We start from the raw sequence: 24,567 nt of genomic DNA on the forward strand, positions 1-24,567 counted from the left end.
CTAATCTTTTTCACTATTATATGACTGATTGACGAGCAAGATGGTTACAATTTTTTTACCGCAGCATTTCTTTCGTTTCCCGTTTGATCACATCTTCTAAATAGGCCAAAAGCTGAGATCTCATTTCGGGACGCATTAAGCCGATTTCGGTGCTCGCTTTAAAACAGCCCAGCTTATCGCCAATGTCATATCGATTTCCTTCCAGCAACCGGGCATGGATCGGCTCCTTACGGCAAACCTCACGAAGCGCATCTGTCAGCTGAATTTCGTTGCCCGCGCCTCTGCCAATTGTCTTCAAAACGGAGAAGATCGAAGAATTCAGCACATAACGTCCCATTACTGCGATTTCCGAAGGTGCTTCTTCAGGAGAAGGCTTTTCCACTAAATCGTTCACTTCATATACATGCCCTTGAGACCCTGATGTATTTATAATACCATATTTGCTGACATCCTCAGGGAGAACTGACTGTACACCGACAACCTCTGTGCCATAAACGTCATATACATCCATTAATTGCCGAAGAGCCGGTGTTTCAGACACCATAATATCATCACCTAAGAGAACAGCAAAAGGCTCATCTCCGATAAAATGCTCCGCACACAGCACCGCATGGCCTAATCCGAGCGGTTCTTTCTGGCGGATGTAATGAATGTTGGCCAAATCGGCAATCTGCTGCATTTCCTTAAGTGTCTCCGTCTTGCCTTTTTCCCGGAGATTGAATTCCAATTCCGCCGACCGATCAAAATGATCTTCAATCGAGCGTTTGTTTCTCCCTGTAATAATCAGTATATCTTCAATTCCTGACTCTGCGGCCTCTTCTACAATATATTGGATTGCTGGTTTGTCGACGATTGGGAGCATTTCTTTAGGCTGCGCCTTTGTCGCCGGCAGAAATCTCGTTCCTAAACCCGCTGCGGGAATAACTGCTTTTCTCACTTTTTTTCTCATTCATCCTCACTCCTGATCCTGTATGTTTTTCAGTGAATCTCCAAATACCCAGATTCGGTTTCCGATAAAATTCATCATCATTCCGCCGATAGTGGCGGCGAGCTTACTCACCAAAAGCGAGCAGCCGCAATTTTGAAACAAATAAAGCAGCAAAAAGGTGATCCCCGACGCGGCAATATTAATCATGAGAAAACGCACGATCTCTTTCCCGTCAGCCTTACGTTTCACACAAAACGTCCAATTCCGGTTCCACACATAGCTGTTGACGATACCTGCAGTATAGGAGCAGATCTGCGCCGGCAGATAAGAGACATGACAAGCGGTAAGAAGAAAGAAGACACCAAAATCTATCAGCGTATTGCCGACGCCTACGGTGCAAAAACGGCCTAAGGTCTTTATTTTTTCTTTCAGCGTAACGGACCTCCCTTCATAAAAGATGCGAGTGGCAGTCATATTTGTTGATATGGATTACTATAGCGGACAGTGTTGAATAAACAATTAATAAAATATGAACAAAACATGAAAAAAGCGGGTATACCGCTCAATAGTTTTTATACTCTTTAAAAAGCAGCGGCATGAACGGCTGATTTTTCGAAAACGCTCATTACAAAAAGATGAAAAAATATGACATATTTCGCAGGGGAAGAGGGCGAAATGATAACGAAAGGTCTTGCAAAGAAGAGAACAATACTTCAATAGATTGAGTGGTTTTAAGCCTTGATTCCCTATCAGCAGAGATGATGTCTATTATGTCAATAATCGAGGGAACAGTCTAAGCGAAGAAGAGTCGGTAACAGCCGTATATGTAGCCCCATCTAAACAATGAATAAATGTATCCAGTTCCTTTGTAGAATCGAACACGAATTCCTCCAAAAGTATTCTATACACTATTTTTTTAATAAGGTAGGATGTTAGATAAAGGGATTTTTTTGAATAAATATACATACCTGCTCAAGCGTTATAGGGGACTTGAACAATTCGCCATTTTATTTTCTGGACAATGACCGCTAGGAATGGGGGAACTTTTCTAGATTGATCTTGAAGAAACAAGTGGTGCAGTCTTCATGACCTGTTGTTAACAAATTTCAAAAGAACCCTTCATTTTAAGGAAAAAGGAGGCTGTTAAGTGATGAGGAAAAAGTGTAGCGTATGTTTATTTGTTTTTGCTTTACTATTGAGCTGTTTATCTGGAAAGTCTGCGTATGCTGCCACCAGTAGTACAATTGCAAAACATGTAGGGAATTCAAACCCGCTTATCGACCATCATTTGGGCGCAGATCCGATTGCGCTGACCTATAACGGGAGAGTCTATATTTATATGTCAAGTGATGACTATGAATATAATAGCAACGGAACGATTAAAGATAATTCATTTGCCAATTTGAATAAAGTATTCGTCATTTCTTCAGCGGATATGGTGAACTGGACAGACCACGGAGCCATTCCGGTAGCAGGTGCCAATGGAGCTAATGGTGGCCGTGGGATAGCAAAATGGGCAGGGGCGTCATGGGCACCGTCAATCGCAGTAAAAAAAATCAATGGCAAGGATAAATTCTTCCTTTATTTCGCAAACAGCGGCGGAGGTATCGGGGTTCTCACCGCAGACAGCCCGATTGGTCCATGGACCGATCCAATCGGAAAACCGCTCGTAACGCCAAGTACGCCAGGAATATCTGGTGTTGTATGGCTTTTTGATCCGGCAGTATTTGTAGATGACGACGGCACCGGTTACCTGTATGCCGGCGGAGGCGTTCCTGGCGGTTCAAATCCAACGCAGGCACAATGGGCCAATCCTAAAACGGCTAGAGTCATAAAATTGGGGCCTGATATGACGAGTGTTGTTGGAAGTGCATCTACAATTGATGCGCCTTTCATGTTTGAAGATTCGGGATTGCACAAGTATAACGGAACATATTATTACTCCTATTGCATTAATTTCGGCGGCACGCACCCGGCCGATAAACCCCCGGGTGAGATCGGCTACATGACCAGTTCAAATCCCATGGGTCCCTTTACATATAGAGGGCATTTCCTGAAAAATCCGGGTGCATTTTTCGGAGGTGGCGGAAACAACCATCATGCTGTTTTCAATTTTAAAAACGAGTGGTATGTGGTGTACCACGCGCAAACTGTCAGTTCCGCTCTGTTCGGGGCCGGCAAAGGATACCGTTCTCCCCATATTAATAAGCTGGTGCATAACCCAGATGGATCCATCCAAGAGGTAGCAGCAAATTATGCAGGTGTAACACAGCTTTCCAATTTGAATCCTTATAACCGGGTAGAAGCTGAAACGTTTGCTTGGAATGGACGCATTTTGACAGAGAAGTCCACAGCACCCGGCGGGCCAGTAAATAATCAGCATGTAACAAGCATTCAAAATGGAGACTGGATTGCTGTAGGAAATGCAGACTTCGGAGCGGGCGGTGCCAGGTCATTTAAAGCAAATGTAGCATCCACTTTAGGCGGGAAAATAGAAGTGCGCCTCGATAGTGCAGACGGTAAGCTTGTTGGAACTCTGAATGTGCCTTCAACAGGCGGAGCGCAAACGTGGAGAGAAATAGAAACTGCAGTAAGCGGGGCAACCGGTGTGCACAAAGTATTCTTTGTATTTACCGGAACAGGTACAGGAAACTTGTTTAATTTTGATTACTGGCAGTTTACGCAAAGATAGGACTCGTAATGGGACCGCTTAAAAACGAGTCGGGTGAAGTACGAGCCATCACCGGAACAGCCCGCCATTATGGATATGCCATACAGATTTTTTAATACCGTAAAAGACACATGACGAAGGAGAGGAATAAATGATTCCACGCATAAAAAAAACAATTTGTGTACTATTAGTATGTTTCACTATGCTGTCAGTCATGTTAGGGCCAGGCGCTACTGAAGTTTTGGCAGCCAGTGATGTAACAGTTAATGTATCTGCAGAGAAACAAGTGATTCGCGGTTTTGGAGGGATGAACCATCCGGCTTGGGCTGGGGATCTTACAGCAGCTCAAAGAGAAACTGCTTTTGGCAATGGACAGAACCAGTTAGGATTTTCAATCTTAAGAATTCATGTAGATGAAAATCGAAATAATTGGTATAAAGAGGTGGAGACTGCCAAGAGTGCGGTCAAACATGGGGCAATCGTTTTTGCATCTCCCTGGAATCCTCCAAGTGATATGGTTGAGACCTTCAATCGGAATGGTGACACATCAGCTAAGCGGCTGAAATACGATAAGTACGCCGCATACGCGCAGCATCTTAACGATTTTGTTACCTTCATGAAAAATAATGGTGTGAATCTTTATGCGATTTCGGTCCAAAACGAGCCTGATTACGCTCACGAGTGGACGTGGTGGACGCCGCAAGAAATACTTCGCTTTATGAGAGAAAACGCCGGCTCGATCAATGCCCGCGTCATTGCACCTGAGTCTTTTCAATACTTAAAGAATTTGTCGGACCCGATCTTGAACGATCCGCAGGCTCTTGCCAATATGGATATTCTCGGAACTCACCTGTACGGCACCCAGGTCAGCCAATTCCCTTATCCTCTTTTCAAACAAAAAGGAGCGGGGAAGGACCTTTGGATGACGGAAGTATACTATCCAAACAGTGATAACAACTCGGCGGATCGATGGCCTGAGGCATTGGATGTTTCACAGCATATTCACAATGCGATGGTAGAGGGGGACTTTCAAGCTTATGTATGGTGGTACATCCGAAGATCATATGGACCTATGAAAGAAGATGGTACGATCAGCAAACGCGGCTACAATATGGCTCATTTCTCAAAGTTTGTGCGTCCCGGCTATGTAAGGATTGATGCAACGAAAAACCCTAATGCGAACGTTTACGTGTCAGCCTATAAAGGTGACAACAAGGTCGTTATTGTTGCCATCAATAAAAGCAACACAGGAGTCAACCAAAACTTTGTTTTGCAGAATGGATCTGCTTCAAACGTATCTAGATGGATCACGAGCAGCAGCAGCAATCTACAACCTGGAACGAATCTCACTGTATCAGGCAATCATTTTTGGGCCCATCTTCCAGCTCAAAGCGTAACAACATTTGTTGTAAATCGTTAAGAGCACAAAGACACACATAAATAATAGAGTGTCTGAATTGGCGATTTTCCGATTGGGAAATCGCTTTTTTATTTTGTTGCTGAATTACAGGAAGAAGAAAGGATGTACATAAAAACAGCAAAGCTTTAATCTTCATCTTTTCTAGTTTACATAATATATATTCTAGGAAGCAAACAAAATAAATAAATTTCTGTCTCAATATCAAAGTATACTTAAGTTAGTGAGACAGAAATTAAAATTTTTCTGCTGAATGACAAATCAAAAAAATGGCGTTGTCAATCCATAATAAACTGCTTCTAAATCCTCCAGCGTCATATCGCCATATGCGCATTTGATAACAGAATCAGCAAACACATCATAGTCATAATCTGTAGAAAATCCTTGCTGCAGCTGTTTTTCGTAAACTTCGATCTGATCTTTTTGATGCTGGATGTCTTTTTCCTTACCTGGATAGTCCGGACCATTTATCATATTACTCATTTTTTTGTACAGCACCATATACTGTTTCAGTATTTCATCCACAACGCAAACCTCCTATTAGATGATAAAAACGGACATCGTTACTGATGTCCGCCAAAAAAAGCTTAACTAATTTGGTTCTGTTCCCCAAATCAGTTTTCCTTGATCATATAATGTGATTTTTTTCGTTGTTTTAAACGTATTTGATTTGAAAAAGGAATAATCGCCGCTTTGTGCATAATTGCTCCAGTCATCATTGTGAAGACGGAGCTGAATATTCCCTGTGCTTGCTCCCGGTGCCAGCGTTCCGTTTTTAAACCCAAGTTCCAGATAGGTATCTGCACCTTGCTTTGGTTTATGCAACGTCACAAACTTGTGTGTCACATTGCCGCATCCAATCTGCGCGTAGTCACAGTCAAAGTTTTGGCCTTTGTTTTTCGCTTTATACCAGTAACGGGCAGTGACATCTTTTAAATCAACCGTGGTATTGCCGTTATTTTTTATTTGAAGCTGCGGACGGATTTGGTTGCTGTTCATACTCCCATCCCCTGCTCTGTATTGTACAGAAATACCGTTTTCCTGTGTGGGTTTATCTTTTGCTGGCGTTTCAGGAATGTCCTTCGTCGAATCTTTGGTGCCGAGAATGTTTTCTCTAACGAATGTTCCTGAAGCAGATAAATCTGACAACTGCCAGCCGCCTGTTTTAGATGCCCCCGACTTTAAAGCTGAGGATGATTCCTGCTTATCAGAAAGATTCCAGTTCACCCAGCTAATGGTCTTGCTATCGAGATATTTCAGCCATTCCCGCGATTGATCAAGGAATACACCACCATTTCCGGAAGCATCACTTGTCCCCCATTCTGTCACAAAAATAGGCGCTCCTTTGCTGAGTGCATAGTTTGCTTTATCCCGTAAAAACTGGCCGTGTGTGCCGGCATAAAAATGAAGTGCGTACATAACGTTTGCATCTTTTAGCTGGTCATCGGCTGCATCATTCACATCCTGGCTCCATGTACCGGTTCCGACAATGATGATGTTGTCTGGATCATTTTTGCGGATAACGGAAATCACTTCTTCCGCATAGGGTTTAATATCACGCTTCCAGTTCACATCACCGTTTGGTTCGTTTGCAATTTCATAAATGACGTTTGGCGTGTTTCCGTAAAGACTTGACATTTCCTTGAAGAATTCTTTTGCCTTCTCTTTATTTTGGTTTGGGTTACCGTCATTTAAGATATGCCAGTCAATGATGACATATATCCCAAGCTCTTTTGCCGCTTCAACCGCTTCTTTTACTTTATTTTTCACGGACGGGTTGTCAATATAACCGCCATCTGCCGTATACATCGCTGCACGGAAAACGGTTATACCCCAATCGTCCCTCAGCCATTTTAAGCTGTCTTTATTGACATATTCTCCATACCATTGCAATCCGTGTGAACTGATCCCCTTCAGCTGTACCGCTTTACCGTCTCGGTTAACGAGCTGTGTACCTTTTATGCTAAGCTGGCCATTCTTGGCTACTGGCGTTTTTGTCCCTGCTGCTGATGCCGGCGAAGCCAGCATGCCGCCCATTGTCAATAACGTAATCAATAAACACGTAATAAAAATCGAGATTGACCGTTTCATATCTGATCTTTTCCTCCTTCGCATCATTTTGGCTCTCCACTTCTTATGAGCACGAACTCATTGTAAAAATCTTTCTCATGATTGTCTATCAACCTAATTTCTTGTTTTTGGGAGGTTTAAAAGCCTGTCAATTTACTCTATCTCCATTGAATAAGACACACATGACACATATAGAACAAAGAAAACTGGACTGAATTGGGACTTTACACGTCATTTTTCATTCGAGTCGAAAAATTAAATTTATTTCCAATAATGAAAAAGCTGCATTCAACTATTGAATGCAGCTTTGTTTTATATTTATATTATGCTTCTTGTTTCTCATCTTCCCATGTTTCAGCGTTTTTCAGCCCTGGGATGTTTTTCGCTTTAAACACAGGATCAAGTCCTTGCTTACGCTGTTTCGCGTAATCTTTATACACTTTGTAAGCAACGTTTGACAGCAGCGTAATCACAATTAAGTTGATCAGCGCCATGATACCCATAAAGAGGTCCGCCATATCCCAAACGATTTGGAAGCCTGATAAAGATCCATACACAACCATAGCAATTACAGCGATACGGTAAATGTTCAGCCATGTTTTGCTTGTTTTAATAAATTCAATGTTTGTCTCGCCATAATAATAGTTGCCGACAACTGAACTGAATGCAAACAAGAACATTGCGACTGCGATGAAAGTCGGCGCCCAGCCTCCAATATGATGGTTAAGAGCAGCCTGTGTTACTTGGATGCCGTCGCCTTTTGGTGTTACACTGTACAGCAAAATAATAAATGCTGTGGACGTACATATGATAAATGTATCGAAAAATACACCTAATGTTTGAATAAAGCCTTGCTTTGCCGGATGGGATACATGAGCCGTCGCAGCCGCGTTTGGTGCGCTCCCCATTCCTGCTTCGTTTGAAAACAGTCCGCGCTGCGCACCGATAACGATGATGCCGCCTATTCCGCCGCCGACGACTTGTTCAAAACCTAAAGCATTTTTAACAATTGTAGCGATAACGCCAGGGAAAGCCGTAATATTCGTGATGACAACAAATAAAGCGATAAGAATATAAATGCCTGCCATAACCGGCACAATTAGCTGTGAAACAGCGACAACACGTTTTAAACCGCCGAAAATGATAAACGCAGTTAAAACCGCCAGAACTATGGCTACAACTATTTTATTCACATGGAATGCACCATCCAATGCTCCAGCAATTGTATTTGTTTGAACAGCGTTAAAAATCAAGCCGAATGAGACGGTAATTAAGATTGCAAAAACGATGCCAAGCCATCTGGCACCAAGACCCTTTTGAATATAGTAGGCCGGCCCTCCGCGGAAATCCTCCCCGTCTCTCACCTTATAAAGCTGCGCTAACGTACTCTCAACAAAGCTTGAAGCCATACCTACTGCAGCCACTACCCACATCCAAAATACAGCGCCTGGTCCGCCTGTCGCAATTGCTAAGGCTACACCAGTCAAATTCCCTGTGCCGACTCGGGATGCGGCCGAAATAAAGAATGCCTGCATAGATGAAACACCTTTATTTCCTTCCGGCTTCTCCCCTACTATTCTGAACATTTCAATAAAATAACGGAATTGGATAAAACCAAAACGTATGGTAAAAAATAATCCAAGCCCTATTAAAATATAAAATAGGTATTTCCAGATGAAATCACTTGGAATATTAATCAAACTATTGAAAAAAGACTCCATATTTACCTCCCGTTTTCATCAATTCAATACGAATTCGATTTTGATGTTAGATTTTTTAACATAACGAGTTTTATTATATCACAATATGACGAATTAGGAAGTTTTTTCGAGAAGAATATTGTCATAGCCAGATGTTACTCTGTTGATCCCTTCTCTATTATTTTCCTACGAATAAAAACATTCCTTGCAAGCTGGCATTTAATTAAGAGTGCCCTATTAACAATGTAATGATTTCTTCCCATTCTCTTGCCTTCCCTATGATTTAGCTCTTAAATAAAGTAATAAACCCTAAACAACAAACATATCATCTAAAATATGCTTTTATTCACAACATAAATCGGGTATACATACACTAAAAAAAGAATGTTTCTCTTTCAAAGATAAGTAAAAAGATATATACTTAACAAAGTGAAATTTATTTTTAAATTTAATAAATCAGGTTTACTTTTAGGATGGATTGGGGTATTATTATAAAAATATTCAGTAATATTAAAGGAGGGGGAGATCATTTGAAAAAAGTAACGATATTGAAAGCATCCATCTTATTCTTGGCGATTGCCAGTTTTCATTTGCTCTCAATTCCCCACGCCTTTGATATCGGTCATCATTATAAAGCCGTAGCCGACCAGCAGGAAATGCATGAGATGAAAGCCGGCCAAAATGCTGATGATGAGAAGAAATCCATCACAGGGGCATTTACACTGACCGCTTTATGGGCAATGGCTGTTCTGCTGTTGACCGCTGAAAGCAAAAGTACGGGATACTCCCGCAGACGTCAGCGGAAAAAAAGCTTTATACTAGCCAAATTTTATCAATCGTCTTATTTCGGCAAACTTCATGTTCAACATCACCCGATTATGTAACGAAAATATGAGGAGGCTGTTTAACATGTTGTTTATCTTAAGAATGGTGATTTTAGGCTTATTCTCTTTCACAGCGCTAAATTTATTTGTATGGCAGGGAATTGAAGTCATTCATGCGGTAACAGATCTATTCACCAACCATGAAAGCTGATAAAAAACAAACGAAACCCGCTCATATAGTATGAGCGGGTTTTTTATTATTGTTCTGTATGAAGGCGCCAAACAGCTGTAACCTTACCTGATTCCTCTTCATCAAAAAAGAAAGAGCCATTGCTGTATCTGTCGTTTGTCCGCAACTCTTTTGCCTGCAGTTCTTTTCTGTCGCCTTTTTCTGTTTCTGCCATTAGTCGCTGTTCAAGACCGCAAGCGAACAGTGCTACAACTCGGTGTGGATTCTTTTTCAGTTCCCTTAGCATTACGACACCGCGTTTTGCGCGGGATGTCTTCTCGAACTCAGAAAGACTCATGCGTTTTACCGCTCCCCGCTGTGTGAACAAGACAATTGAATCAGATTGTTGAAGGATCTCACCGGAGACAACAAAGTCATCCTCTTTTAAGTTAATCCCTTTGACACCTGCCGCACGCGCGCCAACTACATTCACTTCGTCTTCTCCAAACCATAGGCCGTACCCTAAGTGAGTGGCCATAAAGATCTGGCTTTCCCCATTTGTTACATGTACATCAATCAGTTCATCTTCACCCTTCAGATTTAAGGCCACAAGCGCCTTAGAATAACGCTGTGCTTTATAATGGGTGAGCTCTGTCTTTTTCACCATCCCGTTTTTCGTAAAGAATAGAAGATATGCCGACGGATCAAATTCTTTTATCGGTATGGCCTTTACAATCGTTTCATCACGGTCAATAGTGATCAGATTTGAAAAATGCTGGCCCATGTCCTTCCATCTGATATCAGGCAGCTGGTGAACAGGACAATAGATGTAGCTTCCTTTGTTCGTAAAGAGCAGCAGCACGTCTGTCGTATTCATTTCAAACTGATGCAGCATCCTGTCCGTATCTTTCATTCCGAAGTCCTGACCGTTGGAAGCGGCAAATGAGCGCTGGCTCGTCCGTTTTAGGTAACCATCCTTCGTAACGGTTACATATACATCCTCAGATGCAACCATGACTTCGAGATTGATTTTAATTTCTTCAATTTTTTCTTCAATCACGGAGCGTCTCGTATCTGCATATTTCTTTTTCAATGCTTTTAAGCTGTTTGTAATCACTTTTAGCAGTTTTTTATCATTGCTCAGAATAGATTCGAGCTCTTCAATTTTTTTACCGAGCTCTTCTGCCTCTTCCTTAAGCGCTGTGATATCGGTATTGGTTAAACGATATAGCTGCAATGACACGATGGCTTCAGCCTGAGGCTCTGTAAATTCATATTTGGCGATCAAATTGTTTTTAGCGTCACGTTTATCGCTAGAAGAACGGATTGTTGCAATCACTTCATCCAAAATAGACAAAGCTTTCATGAGCCCTTCTACGATATGATGTCTGTCTTTTGCTTTTTGAAGCTCGTAAACGGACCGGTTTGTGACAACTTCCTTTTGGTGTCCGATATATGCATCCAAAATAGACGGCAGGCTCATCAGCATCGGACGGCGGTTATGGATAGCCACCATATTGAAGTTATATGTGATCTGCAAATCAGTATTTTTATATAAGAAATTCAAAATGCCTTTGGCATCAGCTTCTTTTTTCAGTTCAATGACAACTCTCAGCCCTGTTCGATCCGTTTCATCACGAACCTCTGAGATGCCTTCAACCTTTTTATCAATACGGAACTCGTCCATTTTTTTTACAAGGTTTGCTTTATTTACTTCAAATGGAATTTCAGTAATGACAATTTGTTCTCGTCCGCCTCTGATTGTTTCAATTTCAGCCTTTCCGCGGATAATGATTTTTCCTTTTCCGGTTTCGTAAGCTTTTCTTATCCCGTCAACGCCCTGAATAATACCGCCTGTCGGAAAATCAGGCCCTTTAATGACTTCCATGAGTTCATCAACAGAGCAAGATGGCATTTGAATACGCTTAATGACAGCATCAATGACTTCTCCCAGATGATGAGGGGGAATGTCGGTCGCGTATCCTGCTGAAATACCGGTAGATCCGTTGACCAATAGGTTAGGAAACATCGCCGGGAGTACGACAGGCTCCTTGCTTGTATCATCGAAGTTCGGCACAAATTCAACCGTGTTTTTGTCAATATCCCGAAGAAGTTCAGATGCTATCGGAGATAATCGTGCCTCTGTATAACGCATGGCTGCCGGGGGATCTCCGTCGATGCTTCCATTGTTTCCATGCATTTCGATTAACACATTACGAACTTTCCAATCCTGGCTCATCCGCACCATTGCTTCATAAACCGAGCTGTCACCGTGCGGATGATAGTTACCGATGACGTTACCGACCGTTTTGGCCGCTTTTCTGAAGTTTTTATCAAACGTATTTCCATCTGTATGCATTGCATACAGAATTCTGCGCTGTACCGGCTTTAATCCGTCTCTCGCATCGGGCAGCGCCCTGTCTTGAATAATATATTTACTGTAGCGTCCAAAACGGTCGCCGATCACCTCTTCTAATGGTAAATCATGAAATAATTCTGGCTGTGACAATCATTAAACCTCCTCAGCGACCGATAAGTTTTCATTTTCTAAAATATTGCTTTCTTCATCTAAGCCGAAAGCGACGTTTTTCTCAATCCACTTTCTGCGCGGCTCTACTTTGTCTCCCATTAACGTCGTCACACGTCTCTCTACACGTGCCGCATCGTCAATTTTGACCCTAACAAGTGTGCGGGACTCCGGATTCATCGTCGTTTCCCACAGCTGGTCTGCGTTCATCTCTCCAAGACCCTTATATCGTTGAATGGTATAGCCTTTGCCGACTTTTTTCAGGACATCACCCATCTCTTCATCAGACCATGCATATTCAATGATTTCCTTTTTCCCGCTTCCTTTACTGACCTTATATAAAGGTGGCAGCGCAATGAACACCTTGCCATGCTCAATGAGCGGTTTCATATAGCGATAGAAAAAGGTAAGAAGCAGCACTTGAATATGGGCGCCGTCAGTATCGGCATCGGTCATTATGATGATTTTGTCGTAGTTGATGTCATCGATTGAGAAATCTGCTCCGACTCCCCCGCCGATCGCATGAATGATCGTATTGATCTCTTCATTTTTAAAGATATCAGCAAGCTTAGCTTTTTCTGTATTAATAACTTTACCGCGTAAAGGCAGAACCGCTTGGAATCTGCGGTCTCTTCCCTGTTTGGCTGACCCGCCTGCTGAATCTCCCTCAACGAGATACAATTCATTTTTTGCCGGGTTTCTTGAACCCGCAGGCGTCAGCTTTCCGCTTAAAGTCGCTTCTGATTTTTTTCGTTTTTTGCCGCTTCTTGCTTCTTCACGGGCTTTGCGTGCCGCTTCGCGCGCCTGACTCGCCTTGATTGCTTTTTTGACAAGAAGCGTTGCGGTGTCCCGATTTTCCTCTAAAAAGTAAGCAAGCTGCTCTGAAACAATCGCATCAACCGCTGATCTTGCTTCACTGGTACCGAGCTTTCCTTTTGTTTGTCCCTCAAATTGAAGAAGCTCCTCAGGAATGCGGACAGAAATAATGGCTGAAAGCCCTTCCCTTATATCGGTGCCTTCAAGGTTCTTATCCTTTTCTTTCAGCAAAGCCACTTTTCGTGCATATTCATTAAAAGCACGCGTCATCGCAGTTTTTGCACCTGACTCATGCGTCCCGCCGTCTTTTGTTCTGACATTGTTGACAAACGACAAAATATTTTCAGAATAACCATCGTTAAACTGGAACGCAAAGTCCACTTCTATAGAATGATGCTCACCCTCAAACGAGACCACTTCAGACAAGACGTCTTTTTCTTCATTTAAATAAGCAACAAACGCTTCTATGCCGTTTTCATAATAAAAGACCTCATGCTGGTCATTGCGTTCATCAATCAGCTCAATTTTCAATCCTTTTAACAAAAACGCAGACTCTCTTAAGCGCTCAGAGAGCGTTTCAAAATTATAAGTGGTTGTGCTGAACATCGTTGGATCTGGCTTAAAGTGTGTAAGAGTTCCCGTCTTTTTTGTTTTGCCGATCTTTTCGAGAGATGTAACCGGTTTTCCTCCATTTTCAAATCGCTGCTGATAGACAAAACCGTCCCGCTCAATGGTAACCGTCAGCCATTCAGATAAAGCATTCACGACTGATGCACCAACTCCGTGGAGCCCGCCGCTTGTCTTATAGCCGCCTTGGCCGAATTTTCCTCCGGCATGAAGCACCGTTAAAATCACTTCAGGGGTTGGTTTGCCGAGCTTATGCATTCCGGTCGGCATGCCGCGGCCTCTATCCTGTACAGAAATACTATTGTCTTTATGTATTTTGACGATTATGTGATCTCCATGGCCGGCAAGCACCTCGTCGACAGAGTTATCTACAATTTCATAAACCAAGTGGTGCAAACCTCGCGCGTCAGTAGAGCCAATATACATACCCGGCCTTTTCCTGACAGCCTCAAGGCCTTCGAGCACCTGTATGGCATCTTCGTTGTAATCAAATTGCTGTTTTCTAGCCAAACGTACAAACCCCTTTCAAAAACTAACATTGTCTTTCTCTTTTTCAGTGTTACACATCATTTGTATATAAGATATTTTTTATAAACCTCGCCTCGAGCCAGTACTGCCTTGGACTCCTCATTATAACCAATATGTTTGCAATCGCAACATAGAGCTAACGAATCAGTTCTTCTCAAAACATCGGCTAGTGCTGTATTTACACTATGAGAACGTATGTTTGTTTATTATATATAAAGCAGCAGACCTTCGCAAATCGAACGGCCAAACCCAGCTGGACAAGGTATTCAAAAAAAGCTGTTCAAGCTTTATTGTATCTGTTTCACCGTAATACGCAAACAATATCTTAAAATTAAAAAGCAAAAATCCTTGAATTTACAAGGATTTTTGCAGTTCTGCACCTATTTTGTTACAGCGTGTGCCACTTTTATGCACAGATCCATGATAACCGTTCTGCCTTTTTCTTTTAGCATCTGGTATGCTTCCTCATTAACTAGCCCTTGCTGTGCCCAAAATACTGGCGCATCTGTCTCTAAAAACTCTTCCGCCACTCCAGGAAGCTGTTCTGAGCGCCGGAATACATTTACGATGTCAATCGGACCGTCAATCTCTTTTAAAGATGAAACGGCTTTGACACCTAGCGCCTCATCAATTGTCGGGTTCACAGGGATAATTTCATAACCCGCGTCCTGCATTGCTTTTGAAACCATATGTGACGTTCTATCCGGACGGTCTGAAAGCCCTACTACGGCTATACGTTTGCTTCTTTGAAGAATCTCTTTAATTTCCGCTTTAGAAGGGTTTTGCATCGTATGTCACTCCTTTTCCACTTATTTTACACGATCAAAACAGGAGAAATCAAAATATGATGCATGTTTGATTGGATTTGTAAGCAAACTTTACAAAAAAACTTATCATCAGATCATGACATCTCATGTTAAAATAAAAAGAAGGGAATTTGAAAAAGGAGAAATGTAGATGTTAATTGCTTTATTGATTATTTTGGCCTACTTGATAGGCAGCATTCCATCTGGCTTAATTGTGGGCAAGCTTGCCAAGGGAATTGATATTCGGGAGCACGGAAGCGGCAACTTAGGCGCTACCAATGCATTCCGTACATTGGGTGTAAAAGCTGGTTCGGTTGTCATAGCCGGAGATATTTTGAAAGGGACACTGGCAACTGCATTGCCTTTTCTCATGCATGTTGATATTCACCCGCTTCTTGCAGGAGTCTTTGCTGTTTTAGGCCACGTGTTTCCCATCTTCGCCAAATTTAAAGGCGGTAAAGCCGTGGCGACATCAGGAGGCGTTTTGCTGTTTTACGCACCCCTGTTATTTATCACGATGGTTGCGGTATTCTTCATCTTTTTATACTTGACTAAATTTGTTTCTCTCTCATCGATGTTAACAGGGATCTATACTGTTATATATAGTTTCTTTGTCCATGATACGTATTTATTGATTGTCGTTACCCTGCTCACTATTTTTGTCATATACAGACACCGAGCGAACATTAAACGAATTATCAATAAAACAGAACCTAAAGTAAAATGGTTATAAGCTTAAAAAACTTCTCTTTTGACACAGAATAGCCTAATACGTTTATAATAGAGAAAATTCAAATGAAGAACAAAGGGGTGTTCTGTTATGAATATGACAATTAACGAAGACGCATTGAACTGGTATAAAGAAGAACTCGATTTGGAAAGCGGAGACCAGGTTCGCTTTTTCGTGCGCTATGGAGGCTGCAGCAACGTTCAAAAGGGTTTTTCTCTCGGTGTAGCGAAAGATGCCCCACAAGAGGCTGGAGTCACTGCAGAAGCTGACGGCATTACCTTCTTTATTGAAGAAAGTGATTTATGGTACTTTGATAACCACGACCTTCTCGTCAGCTATTCAGAAGACGCTGATGAACCGGTTTTTGAATACCAATAAAAAAGAACGCACATCATGTGCGTTCTTTTTTTACAAATGAAATCGTATAAGATGATCGGTTAGGTTTTCTTGTTCCAAAATATATTTTTGTGTTTCACCCAGCAGATCAAAGTGAGGAAATTCACTTTTCTTATGGATCCATTCTTTTTTTAACCCGTACGCCGCTCCCCACTGAACCAGCTTATCAATGTCTGCACAGCCGGCTTTTGTCACAGTCCTTGCTTCTGGAAATCGGTCATCCAGCCAGTAATGTGTTAAAAATGCGATTTCTCCTCTTTTCACTGCTTGTTTCCACCGGTTAAGTTCCTCCCGTTTCACACCAAACGCCATATCCCGTTCACTTCCCTATTTTTTGGCCTTTTCATATGCTGTGTGCCAATCAGGAAAAGCTTTGCGGAATTGAATTGGCTTAAAGCTTTCTTTATCCACACAAATATGAGATGAGGTGGCTTTGATGGAAAGCTCACCGGCCGGATTATAAATGTGATAACCATAGACGGTTTTAAAGCCGTTATATTCCTCTATCCATGTATGTACAACCGCGGTTTCTCCGTAATGAAGCGGCTTTTTATAGGAAATGTTGATATCAACGACTGGGGACAGAACGCCTCTTTTTTCCATATCACTATATAAAAAGCCTAAGTCCTTAATTAAGGCCGTTCTGCCGACCTCCATCCACACAAGATAATTTGCGTGATAGACAATTCCCATTTGATCTGTTTCTGCATAACGCACTTCTATTTCTTTTTTTGATACATGCAAGATTACTCTGCTCCCTTAACGTCAATTTAGCCCCATTTTACCATAATCAAATCAGAAAGAAAAAAACCAGGTTTCCCTGGTTTTTTAAGAACGGTATCCGTTCTGTCTCGCTGCAGATTCGTCCTGTATTTCATTACGAAACGCTTCAATGCTCTGTTCGCGTCTTGCATTTTTTTCTTTGATACGCTGTTTATCTTCTCCTGAAGCAAACTCCATTGATGCTTCTGCTTCTTCTATATTTTCAATTGTATTTTGAACCATATCCTGCAATTTTTCCACATTGTCAGAGCGATCATCAGGATTAGGCTGCTGATATTGATTTTGGTTCTTTGTCATTCGGATGTACCTCCTAGAAATAAACTCGATTTTTCGCTACTCGCCTTTTGTCTGCATGATGATCGGCCGCTGACCTGAAGTATCATGCATTTTTTCCCCTTTATTGGCTTTATATTTTACAGGCTTTGTACCCAAGTGGCTTGGAGCATATTGAGGCTGACCGTTTTTCTTGTTGTTTCCCATGTTTATCCCTCCTCAACAGATAGGTTTCTCAAAAGGAGGGGTAAACATGAATACAAATTAAAGGTTATTTTTGCTTAAATCGCTGTTCAAGCTTTTCCTCAAGCTGATTTAAAAACTCTGTATTGGTCATCAGCTCTTTTTTGTTTTCCATGACGAGCTCATGAAAAGAACGTTTTCTCATCTTCTTCACGCTTTTCACCTCCGCATATTCTTTTATTTTTTCCAATTCTGAAAACTTGTAAGCATATCTGAGCATAAAAAAACTGAATCTAATCAAGATCCAGTTTTTGTTCCATTTCTTTTTTTGTCATGGTGCCAACGTGTATGTCTTGGATAACACCTTTTTCATCTAAGATATATGTCGTTGGATATGACATCACGTTATAGTCAGCATTGATCCCTTTTTTATCAATCAGAATTGGGAACGTTAAATCATACGTATCAGCAAACGCTCGGACCTGTTTCTCACTTTTCTCAGCTGAAGTGAAATTTACCGCAACAACCGCAAGTTTGTCGGCGTATTCTTTTTGCAACTTTTCCATCGCAGGCATTTCCTGACGGCACGGCTTACACCAAGTTGCCCAAAAATTGAGCAGCACTTTTTTGCCTTTTGCATCCTGTAAAGAGCTTTTCTCTCCTGACAGCGTTTTCAAAGAAAAATCAGGTGCTTGTTTCCCCACTTGAATTCCGACTTCTTTTTTGCTGTATGTTTGATATAAATTCCATCCCGTATAACCGGCAAGCATGATAAGCAGGATCCCTGCGAGCCATTTTTTCAGCATATGCCACCTCCGCAGCACATTGTGTCATAAAAAGAAGAGAAAGCGAAATGCCTTCTCTTCCTATTGATTCATCAGGACTGCTTCATTTTTTCACGAAGCACCATTTGAAGGATGCCGCCATGGCGGTAGTAATCAATTTCAACTTCACTATCAAAGCGGACGACTGCTTCAAAAGTTGTTACATTGCCGTCTTCATTGATTGCTCTTACAGTCACAAGGTCACGAGGACGAACTGTTTCATCAACATCTACCTCAATGACTTCTTTACCCGTTAAGCCGAGTGTATCCGCATTTTCACCTTGTTTAAACTGAAGCGGCAGCACACCCATGAATACAAGGTTGCTTCTGTGAATTCTTTCGAAGCTCTCTGCAATGACCGTTCTGATGCCGAGAAGGTTTGTTCCTTTTGCAGCCCAGTCACGTGAAGATCCCATACCATAGTCTTTTCCTGCTAATACGACAAGACCAGTTTTATCTTCTTTGTATTTCATGCACGCATCATAGATGGATGTTACTTCACCAGTCGGCCAGTACGTTGTAAATCCGCCTTCTGTACCCGGTGCAATTTGGTTTTTGATGCGAATGTTTGCAAATGTTCCTCTCATCATGACTTCATGGTTTCCGCGGCGGGAACCGTAGGAGTTAAAGTCACGAGGAGAAACACCTTTTTCTTGCAAGTACTTTCCGGCAGGCGTATCTTTTCCGATTGCCCCCGCAGGAGAAATATGGTCAGTTGTGACTGAATCGCCGAATTTACCGACAACACGCAAACCTTTTAATGGTTCAACCTTGCCTGGCTCAACAGACATTTCTTCGAAGAATGGCGGATTTTGAATGTAAGTTGACTCGCTATCCCATTTATATAAAGCTTCATCTGTTGTTTCAATTTCGTTCCAGCGCTTGTTGTCATCAAATACTGTTTCATACTCTTTGCGGAATAGCTCTGGCGTAACAGTTTGCTTAACAAGTGCATTGATTTCGTCCATTGACGGCCAAATATCATTAAAGTATACTTTTTGACCATCCTTGCCCACACCAATTGGATCAGTTTTCAAGTTAATGTTTACCGTCCCAGCCAGCGCATATGCCACAACAAGCGGCGGTGAAGCAAGATAGTTGCCTTTAACAAGCGGGTGAATACGCCCTTCAAAGTTACGGTTTCCGGAAAGGACAGACGTAATCAGAAGATCATTTTTCGCAACCGCTTCTTCAATTTCCGGTGAAAGCGGACCTGAGTTCCCGATACATGTTGTACAGCCGTACCCAACGAGGTTAAAGCCAAGCTCTTTCATGTATGGAAGAAGGCCTGAATTCACAAGATATCCTGTAACAACTTTAGAACCCGGTGCAAGTGACGTTTTCACGTAATTAGGCACCTTAAGCCCTAACTCAACCGCTTTTTTCGCTACCAGTCCGGCGCCGATCAGAACGTATGGGTTTGATGTATTTGTACAGCTTGTAATCGCAGCAATGGCGATCGCACCCGTTTTCATAACTGTTTCTTCGCCGTTAAGGAGTTTAAACTTAATTTCTTTATTTTCTTCCTCAGCATTTAAACCGAATCCTTGGTTACCTGCAGGGCTGACTAATTGCTTTTTAAACGTTTCCTGCATAGCAGATAGCGGGATCAAATCCTGAGGACGCTTTGGACCCGATAAGTTTGCTTCAATTTGAGACAGGTCAATTTCAACCACATCAGTAAATTGAGGGTCTTCAGCATCTGGAGTGTAGAACAAGCCATTGCTTCTGCAGTATGCTTCAACAACATCAATATGTTCAGGATCACGGCCAGTCAGGCGCAGGTAGTTAAGCGCTTCTTCATCTACTGGGAAGAATCCGCATGTAGCACCGTATTCCGGAGCCATATTCGCAATTGTTGCGCGATCTGCAAGCGGCAGTTCAGCAATTCCCGGTCCAAAGAATTCAACAAATTTACCAACAACGCCTTTTTCACGCAGCACTTGTGTTACTTTTAACGCCAAGTCAGTAGCTGTTGTTCCATTTGGAAGCTTGCCGACAAGTTTCGCTCCGATTACCTCTGGAACTGGGAAGTAAGAAGGCTGTCCAAGCATTCCCGCTTCAGCTTCAATTCCACCGACACCCCAGCCGAGAACACCGATACCGTTAATCATTGTTGTGTGTGAGTCTGTTCCGACAAGCGTATCAGGATACGTAACAAGCTCGCCGTCTTCTTCAATGGCATGGACAACACTTGCCAAGAACTCAAGGTTGACCTGGTGCACAATACCTGTTGCAGGCGGCACTGCCTGATAATTGTTAAACGCTTTCTTTGCCCAGCTTAAAAATTTGTAGCGCTCTGCATTTCTTTCGAATTCCAAGTCCATATTTACTGCTAATGCATCTTCTGTACCAGCTTTATCTACCTGTACAGAGTGGTCGATAACGAGATCAACAGGAATTTCAGGGTTGATTTTATCAGGATCTCCGCCGACAGCTGCCATTGCTTTACGCAGTGAAGCCAGATCTACTACTGCCGGAACCCCTGTGAAGTCTTGTAAAATAACACGAGATGGTTTGAACGGAACGTCGATATCCTTTAATTCGGCAGTTCCCCATTTTGCCAAATTTTCCACGTGTTCTTTTTTGATAACGAATCCGTCAACTTGACGCAATACTGATTCTAAAAGAACTTTGATGGAATAAGGAAGCTTCGAAACCTTTCCTATACCTGAATCTTCTAACGCTTTTAAAGAGTAGTAATGATATGTTTTCCCATTTGTAGTAAACGTTTTTCTCGCTTGGAAAACGTCTTTTGCTGCAGTTTTTTGCTCGTTTGCCATTCTCCAAAATCCCCCTTCAGATCAGATCATTCTCAGATGAACATTACATTCCATCACAATTTTCTCACAATTTCATATTAAAACAAAATCATACATAAGTAAATATCAATGTTTTTATTAAATACAATAAGTTCGACTTATGAGAAAAATGTACCGGTAATTTTTACTGTTTACGCTCTCTCATATAACACAATAAAAGGAGCCATATTATGATTGAGGTGATAATGATGGTCAAAAGAAAAGCGAATCACGTCATTAACGGAATGAATGACGCAAAAAGCCAAGGCAAAGGCGCCGGCTATATTGAAAACGACCAGCTTGTACTGACTGAAGCAGAACGCCAAAATAACAAAAAAAGAAAAACCAATCAATAACACCGAACTCTTTTTTAAGGAGGTTCTCATTTTATGACCAATAAGAATACAAGTAAAGATATGCATAAAAACGCCCCTAAAGGACACAATCCCGGCCAACCTGAGCCTCTAAGCGGAAGCAAAAAAGTAAAGAACCGAAACCATACAAGACAAAAGCACAACTCAAGCCATGATATGTAAGAAAAGCAGACCTTAGTGTCTGTTTTTTTATGCGTTCACCCATTATAATCCACCGCATATGATGTAAAGCAAGGTTGATATGTGGAGGAATGCTTCCATGGACCATTCAAAACGCAACGATGCAAATGATTTCGATAGTATGGATGAATGGCTTCGGCAATTTTTTGAAGACCCCTTCGCCTGGTACGACGAAACATTGCCTATTGATTTATATGAAACTAGTCAGCAGTATATTATAGAAGCGGATCTGACTTTTTTACAGCCTACACAAGTAACAGTTACCCTTTCTGGATGCGAGTTCATCTTAACTGTCAAATCGTCAGGACAGACTTTTGAAAAACAAATGATGCTTCCTTTTTATTTTAATGACAAAACAATTCAAGCCGAATGCGAAAATCAAATACTCACAGTCGCCGTCAATAAAGAAACAGAAGATGGCTCTTCTTTTTCTCTTCAATTTCCTCTCAGCTAAACATAAAAAGTCACTTTCATCCCCTATTATGAAAGTGACTTTTTTTCCGTCCATTTATCGTCAAATACCCTCTAGTGACTCTCCCATGGCCAAATAGCAGATTCACTATACAATAGAATATGATCTACTATCTCTTTTGACTAGACGTCTATCACTTTTTTCTATTCTTTTTTTACTGTGTTCTTCTAATCTCTCTTCGTATACAATATGGTTAGAATAAGGGGGAATGATTGATGCTGGAAGGATGGTTTTTATGGTTTATTCTGTTTTGGGTGATCATGATGGTAGTCTTATTATCAATCGGCGGTTTTTTCATGTTTCGAAAGTTTTTAAAGCGTTTACCAAAAGAGGACGGCAGATCAGAGCTTGATTGGCAGGATTACTATATTGAAAACAGCAGACATTTATGGAACGATGAAAACAAACAGTTTCTAGATGAATTGACTGCGCCGGTGCCAGAGCTGTTCAGAGATGCAGCAAAAGCTAAAATCGCAGGCAAAATCGGTGAGCTTGCATTAAAAGAAAAGGTAGCAAAGATTGATCAGCAACTTATGATCAAAGGCTATATTCTCGCAACTCCTAAAAGAGACCATACCTTCTTAAAAAGGCATCTGCGAGACAAAAAAATCGATTTGGAACCTTATCAGACCCTTCTCAAATAAAAAACCTTTCCTGACAAGAGGAAAGGTTTTTTAATTCATTTGAATATTAGCTGACTGCAGCTCGTTATGAAGTTTTCGGTATGATAAATACATGGCGATTCTCCAAGGCACAATCATACCGAAAGCCAGAATCCAAAACATTCCGCTCAGTGCACCATAATCAATTGATGTGCTCAAGATCGATTTCATCACGATTCTGATCACCAAAAGACCGACTAATATAAAAACAAATGCTTTAGAGCGTTTCATGTAAATTTCATTATTTTTAATTTCGAACTTAGAAGTTTTGATTAGAAAAATAGAGAAAATCACACCTAAAGTGAATGCTTCCAAAAACTCTGCACCAGTTACCCAAAATACCGGAAATAAAAACATTAACGCTCCCGTACTCATAAAAATCGGCGGAAGAATGATTTTTTTTGGTGAAACAGGCTTGTCAGAGGACTTTATTCTGACCACCATCACAGCTACAGCCATTAACACAGCAATAATCGATGAAACTATAATCATCATACTTATCATTCCTTTGTTTCTCGGAGTGTTGATACTATATACTATACTCCAAAACAATAAAAAAAACCATTTTGAAAAGAAATGACTTTAATGTCCCATAACGCGGCTTACAGCTTCCAGCACTTTTGTTTCCTCAAACGGCTTAACAATAAAATCCTTTGCCCCCAGCTCAATTGCTTCCGTTACAATTCTTTGCTGGCGCATGGCGGTGCACATGATGACCTTCGCTTTAGGATCAAAGGTTAAGATATCACGAAGCGCTTTTATGCCGTTTTTCACCGGCATTGTAATATCCATTGTCACAAGGTCCGGTCGCAGTTTTTTATACAGGTCCGCTGCTTGTTCACCGTCCGCCGCTTCGCCTGCGATTATGTAATTTGCATCTTCCAAGATCTCTCTGATTTTCACTCTCATGAACTTGGCGTCGTCTACAACTAAAACTCTTGTCATATTCCCCTCCAACAATCGATTTCCACAGATAATAGTCTTATTGTACCAAAAACAAAAGGATTAGTAGTAGTACGAAAGTAATTTACCGTCAAAAACCAGTAAAGCCTCCAAAAAGATCTGACAGCAAAATAATGATCAGGCTCATCCAATTAAAGAATAACAGCACACCAATCACAATCATCAAAACGCCGCCAGCTTTCATAATGAAAAGCTGGTTCTTCCTTATCCACTTCAGCTTTGTGATAAAAAAAGACAATAAAAGAAACGGTACCGCAAAACCGAGTACATATAACATCATGTATGGCACCGCTGAACCCGGATTGGTGCCTGCAAGTGTGATAACAGCACCTAATATCGGACCGGTACATGGTGTCCATCCAGCTGCAAATGCCATTCCGATTAAGACCGACCCTAAAAACCCGCTTGGTTTATGCTTAAAATGGATTCTCCGCTCTTTCATCATAGCCTCAGGCCGAAACACACCGAGTGTAATGAAACCGAACAAAATAATAAGCAACGCGCCAATTTGCCGAATCGCATCGTGATAATCCCTAAACAGGCTGCCAATAAAAGATGTTCCATAGCCTAAAGCAATAAAAATGACTGAAAAGCCAAGCAAAAAACACAAAGTATGAAACAGGCTTCTTTTCTGCAGCAGCAGCTTTTCTGTTTTTACATCGTCCATGCTGACCCCTGTAATATATGACAAAAAAGCTGGGTAAAGCGGCAGGCAGCAAGGCGAAATAAAGGATAAAAACCCCGCACCGAATGTCAAAAAATAATTCACGTCTCCCATGTCATCATCCCTTCATGATTTGACATTCCTTCAAGTTATGACAAAATCATTTCATTTTTTTAACA

28 protein-coding genes are annotated in these 24,567 nt (G+C 41.5%); 10 read left to right on the top strand and 18 right to left on the bottom strand.

Going from position 1 to position 24,567, the window contains the following annotated elements:
* Positions 1 to 55: 55 nt before the first annotated feature.
* Together galU and FB592_RS19100 are read right to left on the bottom strand one after the other, a co-directional pair.
* Positions 56 to 949 (bottom strand): UTP--glucose-1-phosphate uridylyltransferase GalU, encoded by an 894-nt coding sequence (gene galU / locus FB592_RS19095; RefSeq protein ID WP_003245127.1) that lies wholly within the window; start codon positions 947 to 949, stop codon positions 56 to 58.
* A 6-nt stretch (positions 950 to 955) separates the two neighbouring features.
* A complete protein-coding gene (locus FB592_RS19100) occupies positions 956 to 1,402 on the bottom strand; it encodes a GtrA family protein (RefSeq protein WP_014479951.1) in 447 nt (148 codons plus the stop codon).
* Between the two features lie 676 nt (positions 1,403 to 2,078).
* On the opposite strand from FB592_RS19100, the gene xynD reads away from it, so the two are divergent.
* Positions 2,079 to 3,620, top strand: coding sequence for an alpha-L-arabinofuranosidase (gene xynD, locus FB592_RS19105; RefSeq protein WP_124048703.1), 1,542 nt, complete (start codon positions 2,079 to 2,081; stop codon positions 3,618 to 3,620).
* Positions 3,621 to 3,750: 130 nt separating this feature from the next.
* Positions 3,751 to 5,019: a glucuronoarabinoxylan endo-1,4-beta-xylanase XynC gene (xynC, locus tag FB592_RS19110; protein ID WP_038827855.1), complete on the top strand. Its 1,269-nt coding sequence runs from the start codon at positions 3,751 to 3,753 to the stop codon at positions 5,017 to 5,019.
* Positions 5,020 to 5,277: 258 nt separating this feature from the next.
* Here xynC and FB592_RS19115 read toward each other — a convergent pair whose 3' ends face one another.
* The 3 genes from FB592_RS19115 to FB592_RS19125 form a co-directional block, all read right to left on the bottom strand.
* Positions 5,278 to 5,541, bottom strand: a complete 264-nt coding sequence (locus FB592_RS19115; protein ID WP_003231535.1) for a YnfE family protein — start codon at positions 5,539 to 5,541, stop codon at positions 5,278 to 5,280.
* A 66-nt stretch (positions 5,542 to 5,607) separates the two neighbouring features.
* A complete protein-coding gene (eglS, locus tag FB592_RS19120; protein WP_021479778.1) occupies positions 5,608 to 7,107 on the bottom strand; it encodes an endo-1,4-beta-glucanase EglS in 1,500 nt (499 codons plus the stop codon).
* 302 nt (positions 7,108 to 7,409) lie between these two features.
* On the bottom strand, positions 7,410 to 8,807 hold the full coding sequence (locus tag FB592_RS19125) for an alanine/glycine:cation symporter family protein (RefSeq protein WP_021479777.1): 1,398 nt from the start codon (positions 8,805 to 8,807) through the stop codon (positions 7,410 to 7,412).
* Between the two features lie 509 nt (positions 8,808 to 9,316).
* Between FB592_RS19125 and FB592_RS19130 the strand changes: the two genes are divergently transcribed.
* Both FB592_RS19130 and FB592_RS21215 read left to right on the top strand, forming a co-directional pair.
* Positions 9,317 to 9,670, top strand: coding sequence for a hypothetical protein (locus FB592_RS19130; RefSeq protein ID WP_014476950.1), 354 nt, complete (start codon positions 9,317 to 9,319; stop codon positions 9,668 to 9,670).
* A 25-nt stretch (positions 9,671 to 9,695) separates the two neighbouring features.
* Positions 9,696 to 9,821: a hypothetical protein gene (locus FB592_RS21215; protein WP_003231548.1), complete on the top strand. Its 126-nt coding sequence runs from the start codon at positions 9,696 to 9,698 to the stop codon at positions 9,819 to 9,821.
* A gap of 46 nt (positions 9,822 to 9,867) precedes the next feature.
* Here FB592_RS21215 and parC read toward each other — a convergent pair whose 3' ends face one another.
* The 3 genes from parC to FB592_RS19145 all read right to left on the bottom strand — a co-directional run bounded on the left by parC (position 9,868) and on the right by FB592_RS19145 (position 15,065).
* Positions 9,868 to 12,288 carry a DNA topoisomerase IV subunit A gene (gene parC / locus FB592_RS19135; RefSeq protein WP_014479945.1) on the bottom strand — a complete coding sequence of 807 codons (2,421 nt, stop codon included), beginning with the start codon at positions 12,286 to 12,288 and terminating at the stop codon, positions 9,868 to 9,870.
* Positions 12,289 to 12,291: 3 nt separating this feature from the next.
* Complete coding sequence (parE, locus tag FB592_RS19140) at positions 12,292 to 14,259, bottom strand: DNA topoisomerase IV subunit B (RefSeq protein ID WP_014479944.1); 1,968 nt, start codon at positions 14,257 to 14,259, stop codon at positions 12,292 to 12,294.
* Positions 14,260 to 14,657: 398 nt separating this feature from the next.
* Complete coding sequence (locus FB592_RS19145; protein WP_003245606.1) at positions 14,658 to 15,065, bottom strand: CoA-binding protein; 408 nt, start codon at positions 15,063 to 15,065, stop codon at positions 14,658 to 14,660.
* 169 nt (positions 15,066 to 15,234) lie between these two features.
* On the opposite strand from FB592_RS19145, the gene plsY reads away from it, so the two are divergent.
* Both plsY and FB592_RS19155 read left to right on the top strand, forming a co-directional pair.
* The gene (plsY, locus tag FB592_RS19150; protein WP_003231560.1) at positions 15,235 to 15,816 is read left to right on the top strand and encodes a glycerol-3-phosphate 1-O-acyltransferase PlsY; all 582 of its coding nucleotides are present in this window, start codon (positions 15,235 to 15,237) and stop codon (positions 15,814 to 15,816) included.
* 87 nt (positions 15,817 to 15,903) lie between these two features.
* Positions 15,904 to 16,191: a HesB/YadR/YfhF family protein gene (locus FB592_RS19155; RefSeq protein ID WP_003231562.1), complete on the top strand. Its 288-nt coding sequence runs from the start codon at positions 15,904 to 15,906 to the stop codon at positions 16,189 to 16,191.
* A 30-nt stretch (positions 16,192 to 16,221) separates the two neighbouring features.
* Here FB592_RS19155 and FB592_RS19160 read toward each other — a convergent pair whose 3' ends face one another.
* The 7 genes from FB592_RS19160 to acnA form a co-directional block, all read right to left on the bottom strand.
* Positions 16,222 to 16,521 carry a hypothetical protein gene (locus FB592_RS19160; RefSeq protein ID WP_024571429.1) on the bottom strand — a complete coding sequence of 100 codons (300 nt, stop codon included), beginning with the start codon at positions 16,519 to 16,521 and terminating at the stop codon, positions 16,222 to 16,224.
* A 15-nt stretch (positions 16,522 to 16,536) separates the two neighbouring features.
* Positions 16,537 to 16,953 carry a YbgC/FadM family acyl-CoA thioesterase gene (locus FB592_RS19165; protein WP_017696516.1) on the bottom strand — a complete coding sequence of 139 codons (417 nt, stop codon included), beginning with the start codon at positions 16,951 to 16,953 and terminating at the stop codon, positions 16,537 to 16,539.
* Positions 16,954 to 17,037: 84 nt separating this feature from the next.
* Entirely contained in the window at positions 17,038 to 17,289 is a 252-nt protein-coding gene (tlp, locus tag FB592_RS19170; RefSeq protein WP_003231568.1) for a small acid-soluble spore protein Tlp, read from the bottom strand.
* A 36-nt stretch (positions 17,290 to 17,325) separates the two neighbouring features.
* On the bottom strand, positions 17,326 to 17,472 hold the full coding sequence (gene sspN, locus FB592_RS19175) for an acid-soluble spore protein SspN (protein ID WP_003231569.1): 147 nt from the start codon (positions 17,470 to 17,472) through the stop codon (positions 17,326 to 17,328).
* A 64-nt stretch (positions 17,473 to 17,536) separates the two neighbouring features.
* Positions 17,537 to 17,662 (bottom strand): FbpB family small basic protein, encoded by a 126-nt coding sequence (locus FB592_RS19180; RefSeq protein WP_041851057.1) that lies wholly within the window; start codon positions 17,660 to 17,662, stop codon positions 17,537 to 17,539.
* A 79-nt stretch (positions 17,663 to 17,741) separates the two neighbouring features.
* Positions 17,742 to 18,254 carry a redoxin domain-containing protein gene (locus FB592_RS19185; RefSeq protein ID WP_041850783.1) on the bottom strand — a complete coding sequence of 171 codons (513 nt, stop codon included), beginning with the start codon at positions 18,252 to 18,254 and terminating at the stop codon, positions 17,742 to 17,744.
* 71 nt (positions 18,255 to 18,325) lie between these two features.
* Positions 18,326 to 21,055 carry an aconitate hydratase AcnA gene (gene acnA, locus FB592_RS19190; RefSeq protein ID WP_072174019.1) on the bottom strand — a complete coding sequence of 910 codons (2,730 nt, stop codon included), beginning with the start codon at positions 21,053 to 21,055 and terminating at the stop codon, positions 18,326 to 18,328.
* 227 nt (positions 21,056 to 21,282) lie between these two features.
* Here acnA and sspO point away from each other — a divergent pair, with 227 nt between their 5' ends.
* The 4 genes from sspO (at position 21,283) to yneK (ending at position 22,743) form a co-directional block, all read left to right on the top strand.
* Positions 21,283 to 21,429 (top strand): acid-soluble spore protein SspO, encoded by a 147-nt coding sequence (gene sspO / locus FB592_RS19195; protein ID WP_003244839.1) that lies wholly within the window; start codon positions 21,283 to 21,285, stop codon positions 21,427 to 21,429.
* 33 nt (positions 21,430 to 21,462) lie between these two features.
* Entirely contained in the window at positions 21,463 to 21,609 is a 147-nt protein-coding gene (locus tag FB592_RS19200) for a small acid-soluble spore protein P (protein WP_003221237.1), read from the top strand.
* A 79-nt stretch (positions 21,610 to 21,688) separates the two neighbouring features.
* Complete coding sequence (gene cotM / locus FB592_RS19205) at positions 21,689 to 22,081, top strand: outer spore coat protein CotM (protein WP_072174018.1); 393 nt, start codon at positions 21,689 to 21,691, stop codon at positions 22,079 to 22,081.
* Positions 22,082 to 22,314: 233 nt separating this feature from the next.
* A complete protein-coding gene (gene yneK, locus FB592_RS19210) occupies positions 22,315 to 22,743 on the top strand; it encodes a DynA interaction protein YneK (RefSeq protein WP_003231580.1) in 429 nt (142 codons plus the stop codon).
* A gap of 30 nt (positions 22,744 to 22,773) precedes the next feature.
* On the opposite strand, the gene FB592_RS19215 is transcribed toward yneK, so the two are convergent.
* The 3 genes from FB592_RS19215 to ccdA all read right to left on the bottom strand — a co-directional run bounded on the left by FB592_RS19215 (position 22,774) and on the right by ccdA (position 24,502).
* The gene (locus FB592_RS19215) at positions 22,774 to 23,265 is read right to left on the bottom strand and encodes a CcdC family protein (protein ID WP_072174017.1); all 492 of its coding nucleotides are present in this window, start codon (positions 23,263 to 23,265) and stop codon (positions 22,774 to 22,776) included.
* Positions 23,266 to 23,343: 78 nt separating this feature from the next.
* The gene (locus tag FB592_RS19220; protein WP_014476939.1) at positions 23,344 to 23,706 is read right to left on the bottom strand and encodes a response regulator; all 363 of its coding nucleotides are present in this window, start codon (positions 23,704 to 23,706) and stop codon (positions 23,344 to 23,346) included.
* Between the two features lie 88 nt (positions 23,707 to 23,794).
* Entirely contained in the window at positions 23,795 to 24,502 is a 708-nt protein-coding gene (gene ccdA, locus FB592_RS19225; protein ID WP_015383767.1) for a cytochrome c-type biogenesis protein CcdA, read from the bottom strand.
* Positions 24,503 to 24,567 lie beyond the last annotated feature (65 nt).

The sequence above is a fragment of the Bacillus sp. SJZ110 genome, assembly GCF_006715455.1.
Classification (GTDB): Bacteria; Bacillota; Bacilli; order Bacillales; family Bacillaceae; genus Bacillus; species Bacillus subtilis.

What these genes read in the sequence shown, in the direction of transcription:
- galU (WP_003245127.1), bottom strand. Translation starts at nt 949, where the DNA reads ATGAGAAAAAAAGTGAGAAAAGCAGTTATTCCCGCAGCGGGTTTAGGA.
- FB592_RS19100 (WP_014479951.1), bottom strand. Translation starts at nt 1,402, where the DNA reads ATGACTGCCACTCGCATCTTTTATGAAGGGAGGTCCGTTACGCTGAAA.
- xynD (WP_124048703.1), top strand. Translation starts at nt 2,079, where the DNA reads ATGAGGAAAAAGTGTAGCGTATGTTTATTTGTTTTTGCTTTACTATTG.
- xynC (WP_038827855.1), top strand. Translation starts at nt 3,751, where the DNA reads ATGATTCCACGCATAAAAAAAACAATTTGTGTACTATTAGTATGTTTC.
- eglS (WP_021479778.1), bottom strand. Translation starts at nt 7,107, where the DNA reads ATGAAACGGTCAATCTCGATTTTTATTACGTGTTTATTGATTACGTTA.
- FB592_RS19125 (WP_021479777.1), bottom strand. Translation starts at nt 8,807, where the DNA reads ATGGAGTCTTTTTTCAATAGTTTGATTAATATTCCAAGTGATTTCATC.
- FB592_RS21215 (WP_003231548.1), top strand. Translation starts at nt 9,696, where the DNA reads ATGTTGTTTATCTTAAGAATGGTGATTTTAGGCTTATTCTCTTTCACA.
- FB592_RS19145 (WP_003245606.1), bottom strand. Translation starts at nt 15,065, where the DNA reads ATGCAAAACCCTTCTAAAGCGGAAATTAAAGAGATTCTTCAAAGAAGC.
- plsY (WP_003231560.1), top strand. Translation starts at nt 15,235, where the DNA reads ATGTTAATTGCTTTATTGATTATTTTGGCCTACTTGATAGGCAGCATT.
- FB592_RS19155 (WP_003231562.1), top strand. Translation starts at nt 15,904, where the DNA reads ATGAATATGACAATTAACGAAGACGCATTGAACTGGTATAAAGAAGAA.
- FB592_RS19160 (WP_024571429.1), bottom strand. Translation starts at nt 16,521, where the DNA reads ATGGCGTTTGGTGTGAAACGGGAGGAACTTAACCGGTGGAAACAAGCA.
- tlp (WP_003231568.1), bottom strand. Translation starts at nt 17,289, where the DNA reads ATGACAAAGAACCAAAATCAATATCAGCAGCCTAATCCTGATGATCGC.
- sspN (WP_003231569.1), bottom strand. Translation starts at nt 17,472, where the DNA reads ATGGGAAACAACAAGAAAAACGGTCAGCCTCAATATGCTCCAAGCCAC.
- FB592_RS19185 (WP_041850783.1), bottom strand. Translation starts at nt 18,254, where the DNA reads ATGCTGAAAAAATGGCTCGCAGGGATCCTGCTTATCATGCTTGCCGGT.
- acnA (WP_072174019.1), bottom strand. Translation starts at nt 21,055, where the DNA reads ATGGCAAACGAGCAAAAAACTGCAGCAAAAGACGTTTTCCAAGCGAGA.
- sspO (WP_003244839.1), top strand. Translation starts at nt 21,283, where the DNA reads ATGGTCAAAAGAAAAGCGAATCACGTCATTAACGGAATGAATGACGCA.
- FB592_RS19200 (WP_003221237.1), top strand. Translation starts at nt 21,463, where the DNA reads ATGACCAATAAGAATACAAGTAAAGATATGCATAAAAACGCCCCTAAA.
- cotM (WP_072174018.1), top strand. Translation starts at nt 21,689, where the DNA reads ATGTGGAGGAATGCTTCCATGGACCATTCAAAACGCAACGATGCAAAT.
- yneK (WP_003231580.1), top strand. Translation starts at nt 22,315, where the DNA reads ATGCTGGAAGGATGGTTTTTATGGTTTATTCTGTTTTGGGTGATCATG.
- FB592_RS19215 (WP_072174017.1), bottom strand. Translation starts at nt 23,265, where the DNA reads ATGATAAGTATGATGATTATAGTTTCATCGATTATTGCTGTGTTAATG.
- FB592_RS19220 (WP_014476939.1), bottom strand. Translation starts at nt 23,706, where the DNA reads ATGACAAGAGTTTTAGTTGTAGACGACGCCAAGTTCATGAGAGTGAAA.
- ccdA (WP_015383767.1), bottom strand. Translation starts at nt 24,502, where the DNA reads ATGGGAGACGTGAATTATTTTTTGACATTCGGTGCGGGGTTTTTATCC.